At 65.2% G+C, this 5,207-nt stretch carries 3 protein-coding genes; all 3 read right to left on the bottom strand.

Annotated elements, in window-relative coordinates; all coding sequences use genetic code 11:
* Positions 1 to 136 precede the first annotated feature (136 nt).
* Positions 137 to 1,963 (bottom strand): ABC transporter ATP-binding protein, encoded by a 1,827-nt coding sequence (locus AC07SU_RS29400; protein ID WP_494999075.1) that lies wholly within the window; start codon positions 1,961 to 1,963, stop codon positions 137 to 139.
* A complete protein-coding gene (locus AC07SU_RS29405; protein WP_494999076.1) occupies positions 1,956 to 3,722 on the bottom strand; it encodes an ABC transporter ATP-binding protein in 1,767 nt (588 codons plus the stop codon). Before AC07SU_RS29405 ends, AC07SU_RS29400 begins: the two co-directional genes overlap by 8 nt.
* 155 nt (positions 3,723 to 3,877) lie before the next feature.
* Positions 3,878 to 5,110, bottom strand: a complete 1,233-nt coding sequence (locus tag AC07SU_RS29410) for an acyl-CoA dehydrogenase family protein (protein WP_494999077.1) — start codon at positions 5,108 to 5,110, stop codon at positions 3,878 to 3,880.
* Positions 5,111 to 5,207 lie beyond the last annotated feature (97 nt).

Genomic DNA, 5,207 nt, shown 5'->3' on the forward strand with positions numbered 1-5,207 from the left:
GGCACACCGAGCCTAGGCGAGGTGCCGAGTGTTGGGGCAAGAGCCCTTTGCTTACTTTGGGGCTTTTCCAAAGTGAGCCGCCGTAAGGGCGGAACCATAAGCCGCCATCACCCAAAAAACGGATATGTACACGACGTCAAACCACCACCTCCGCACTCAACAAATAACTCCGATACAACCCCGCATACACCCCATCCCTCTCCATCAACTCCCCATGCCCCCCCACTTCCACCACCTGCCCATGCCGCACCACCGCGATCCGATCCGCATCCCGAATCGTCGCCAGCCGATGCGCAATAATGATCGCCGTGCGCCCCTCACACAGCCGTCGCAACGCCCGCTGAATCCGCCGCTCCGTATGAATATCCACCGCCGACGTCGCCTCATCCAGCACCAGCACCGCCGGGTCCGCCAGGTACGCGCGCACCAGGCACACCAACTGCCGCTGCCCATGGCTCAAATGAGCCCCCAACGGCCCCACCTCGGTGTGATATTGGTGAGGCAACCGCTCCAACACCTCATCCGCCCCCAACTCACGAGCCGCGGCAATCAGCAGCGCATCAGACGCCTGGGGCGCGGCCAGACGCAGGTTGTCGAGGATGCTGCCGCTGAACAACACGTTGTCCTGCAACACCACCCCCACATGCCGACGCAAGGTGTGTTGCGCCAGGTCGCGCACGTCAATGCCGTCGAGCCGCACCGCACCGGTCTGGGCTTCGTAGAAACGCGTCAGCAACTGCACCAGCGTGCTCTTGCCATGGCCGGACGGGCCGACAATCGCCAGCACTTCACCCGCCGCAATATGCAGGTTCAAGCCAGTAAGGACCGGCGTCTGCCCGTAGCTGAACCCCACCTGGTCAAACTGCACGTCACCGCGTGCCAGCGGCAGCGGTTCAGGTGTGAGGCTGTCGACGATCTGCGGGCGGGTATCGAGCAGCAGGAAGATTCGTTGCGCTGATGCCGACCCCGTGGCGTAACGCTCGAACAGGTCCGACAGTTCCTGCAGCGGCCCCAAGAACAGAAACACGTAGAACAGGCTTTCAGCCACCTGGCCCACACTGACGTCGCCCGCCGCCAGGCCGTACGCGCCCACCAGCAGCAACAGCGCGATGCCGGCCGAGCTGAGCAGGGCGGTAAACGGCGCAAACCACGACGAGCGCAAGCTGCCGCGAATCAGCGCGTGGTTGAAGTCATCCAGCAGCCCGCGATAACGCCGCAGGTTGGGCGTTTCCTGGGCGCACTGTTGCAGCAGGCGTGCGCCGCTGACGCTTTCGACCAAGTGCGCGGTAAAGCGGCTGCGGTTTTCCGCGACCTTGGCCCAGTTGCGCTGGGAGATGCGCTTGAAGCTCCACGTGGCGATCACCAGCAGCGGCACCGTCGCCACCAGGCTCAGAAAGAAGCGTGGGTCGATGCGCCAGAGCATCACCGACGCAAGGCCGCAACGCAGCACGGCGCCGAGTAATTCCGGTGGGCCCTGGATCACCAGCGGCTCAAGGGCGTCCACGTCGCGGTCGACCCGGGAAATGATGCGCCCGGCACGGGTCTGGTCGAAGTAGCTCACGCTCAAGCCCTGCACATGGGCGAACACCTGCACACGCAAGGCGTTCAGCACTCGGATCGCCGCGCTGCCTGCAACGAACTGCGAGACCCCGGCCAACAGAAAGCGCGCCAGCCAGCTCGCCGCCAGGCCCAGGCCCAGCCACAGCACCAGGCGTTCATCCAGCAACCAGTGATTGGCCTGCTGAACCAACCCGCGGTCGAGCAGTTCGCGCACGAACCACGGGCGCAGGAACACGGTAAATACCAGCAAGATTTCGATGCCGATCACCGCCAGGATCTGACGGCGGATCGGCCGCAGCAGCGGCAGCAGGCGCTTGAACATGCCCCGGTCGAGGGCTTTTTTCGCCAGCATTTCTTCGATTTCGATGTCGCTCAAGGCTTTGCCTGGCAGCGGGTTAGCCATGGTCGATCCCCAGCAGGTCGCGGTAAGCCGCGTCGGTGGATTGCAGGTGGGTGTGGGTGCCTTGGGCGACGATGCGGCCGGCGTCGAGCATCAGCACGCGGTCGGCCAGCAGGATGGTCGAGAGCTTGCTGGAGATCACCAGCACCGTCGTGCCGTGCAACTGCCGCAAGTTGTGCAGCACCTGGCGTTCGCTGATGGCGTCGAGGGCGCTGGTGGCGTCGTCCAGGCACAAAATGTCCGGTTTGCCCAGCAACGCGCGGGCCAGGCACAGGCGTTGACGCTGGCCGCCGGACAGCGTGACGCCGCGATCGCCCAGGGGCGTTTCCAGGCCGTGGGGCAGGCGTTGCAACACGTCTTCGGCGGCGGCCAGGTGCAGGGCGTCGCGCAGTTGTTCGTCGCTGGCGTCGGGTGCCGTCAGGCGCAGGTTGGCGGCGAGGGTGCCGGCGAACAGGAAGCTCTCCTGCGGTACGACGTGCACCCGTTGGCGCAATGGGCCCAGTTGTAGCGCGCGGATGTCCTGCCAGCCCTGACGGTCCGAGCCCAGCAATACGCGCCCGGCCGTCACATCGCTCAAGCGGGGTAACAGGCTGGCCAGCAGGCTCTTGCCAGTGCCCGTGGCGCCGACCAATGCGACGACCTCACCGGGCTGCAAGGTCAGCGAACAGCCCTGCAGAATGTCGCGGCCACCGCCAGGCGCAGTGACACTCACCGCGTCCAGCTTGAGCCCCAAGGGACTGGCGGGCAGGGCGGCAGTGCCGCTGCGGATCGCGGCCGGTGCATCCAGCAATTGCCAGATGCGCTCGGCACTGGCGCGGGCGTCGGCGAACGTCTGCATCACCCGGCCGATACCTTCGATGCGGAACACCAGCGTGGTGGCGATCAGCAGGGAGGTGACCAACTCACCAATCCCCAACTGACCGGCCGCAACGAGATGCGCGCCGTACACCAGGATCCACACGTGCCCCAGCGCGACCACCGCCTGGGGCAGCGGGATGCGTGAACTGGAATAGGCCAGGGCCTGCCGCGCCAACGTGGCAAACACCGCCACTTGGTCGGCAAAGCCCTGGATACGCGGTTGCTCCAGCGCAAATGACTTGATCACCCGCACCCCGCCAATGCCTTCGCTCAGGTCCTGATTGACGCGGTCGTAAGCGCTGCCGACGGCACGATCGAGTCCGACCAGCCGCTCGGTTTGCAGCACGAAAATCCCCAGGCCCGTGACCGTCAGCAGCAGCGGCACCAGGCCCAGTAGCGGGTCATACCAACTCAGCAAGCCCACCGTGGCGAATACCACCAACGGCGTTTCGACCAACTGCCGCCAGAAGGTGATCAGCGCGTCGCGTACCTTGTCGGCGTCCCGGGTGGTGCGGGTGATCATCTCGCCCATGCCGTGCTGCCAGTGGTAGCCCAGGTGCAGGCTTTGCACCTGGGCCAGGATGCGTTCGCGCAGGCGTGTCAGCAGTTCCTGGCTGATCACCAGCGACAGCACGCTGGCGACGTATTGCAGCACGCCACGGCCCAGGGCCACGGCCAGCATCAAACCCAGCCAGTACCAACCCAGGCTGGCGTCGAGGCTGCCGTCGGCGTGATGCACCACGGCACGGCCGGCGCTGACGTCGTTGACGGCGTGGCCTATCAGCCATTGCTGCCAGACCAGCCCCAGGTTGATGGCGATGTACAGCGCTGCCACCAGGCTGAACCGCCAGGGCATTTCCCGGTAGATCGCCAGGCTGCGCAGAAGAGGGTGTCTTTCGATCATGAAAAGCTCATCGGCAAAAAGGAATTCACTCGCCCGTTGTAGGAGCCCGGCTTGCCGGCGATGGCGTCGGCACATCCACTACAGATGTCGCCTGATACACCGCCATCGCCGCGGTGCGACGTTTCGACAAGCCGGGCTCCTACAGAGTTGTGTGGTTATTTTTGGGTGGCGCCCTGGGTTTCCTTGGCGTTGAGGATCGCGGTGTATTCGCCCGGGTCCACGTCGTTGAGGTAGTAGTTGCCCACGTGGTGCAGGCGCCAGCGGATCGGGTCGTGGGTGGTGTGCACCCGGGCGTTGCGCCAGAAGCGGTCGAGGTTCCATTTGCTCAGGGACGCGCTGGCGCCGAGCAGCGAGAAGATGTCGCTGGAGATCTTCAGCGAAGCGCTGTCGGAGTGGGCGCGGGCGGTGGCGACAGAGAGGATCAGTTCGTCTTGCAGTGCCTTGTTCTCCGGGTCCAGCTCGTGGGCATCAAACACCCGTGCCGCATCGCGCAACAGCGACTCGGCGGCGCGCAGGGCCACGGCGTACTCGCCGATCTGCTTGATGATGTGCGGCTCCTCATTGGCGTGATCGACGCCGCTTTCCACCCATGGCCGTGCGTTGTGCTTGAGGTAATCCACGGCGGCCGACAGCGCGCCGGCAGCAATACCGGTGTCGATGGCCGCGTGAAGGATCTGCGGGAAGGTCAGCCCGGTGCGTTTCATCGGGCCTTTTCGCTGTGACACGTAGTCTTCATCGAGCACGATGTTGTCGAAATTCACCGTGCCGCTCACCGAGTTCTTCTGGCCGAACGCCTCCCAGTCATCCACCAGGGTCAGGCCTGGCGCATTGCGGTTGAGCAGCACGCCCGCGCCGCCATCCTCCGAGGCGGCGGTGAGGGAGATCCATTCGGCCAGGTAGGAACCGGTGGAGTAGAACTTGCTGCCGTTGAGCACCAGGGCGCCATCCTCACGGCGTTCGACGCGGGTCTTGAGCGCAAACTTGTTCTTGCCGCCGACCTCGGCCAGGGCATTGCCGAAGCGTTTGCCGGCCAGCACATCGCTGACCAGGCGATCACGCACGGCGTCGGGGTAACCGTTGAAGATGCCGCGCAGCATCACGTTATGGATCTGCAGCAACTGCCCCACGCCGCCATCCGCCACCGAGATGATGCGCACGGTTTCGACGATGGTTTGCACCGACGCGCCAAGCCCGCCGAAGGCCTTGGGTACGCCGATGGCGGTGATGCCGCTTTCAGAAAGCAGCTGTGCCTGGCGCCACGGTAGTTGGCCGTTTTGCCTGTGGTCGGCGGCAATGGCGGCGATCTCCACGGCGATTTCATGGGCAGCGGCGATGGCCTCGGCTTCGCTGTGCAGCTGGCGTATGGGGGCCTGTTCAAACGTAGTCATGCATTCATCCTTCTGGTTTGGTTCGCGCCGTCCCGTAGGAGCCCGGGGGGGGGGGGGGGGGGGGGGGGGGGGGGGGGGGGGGGGAGAGGGGGGAAGG

It is taken from the genome of Pseudomonas sp. GW821-FHT05H12 (assembly GCF_059419385.1).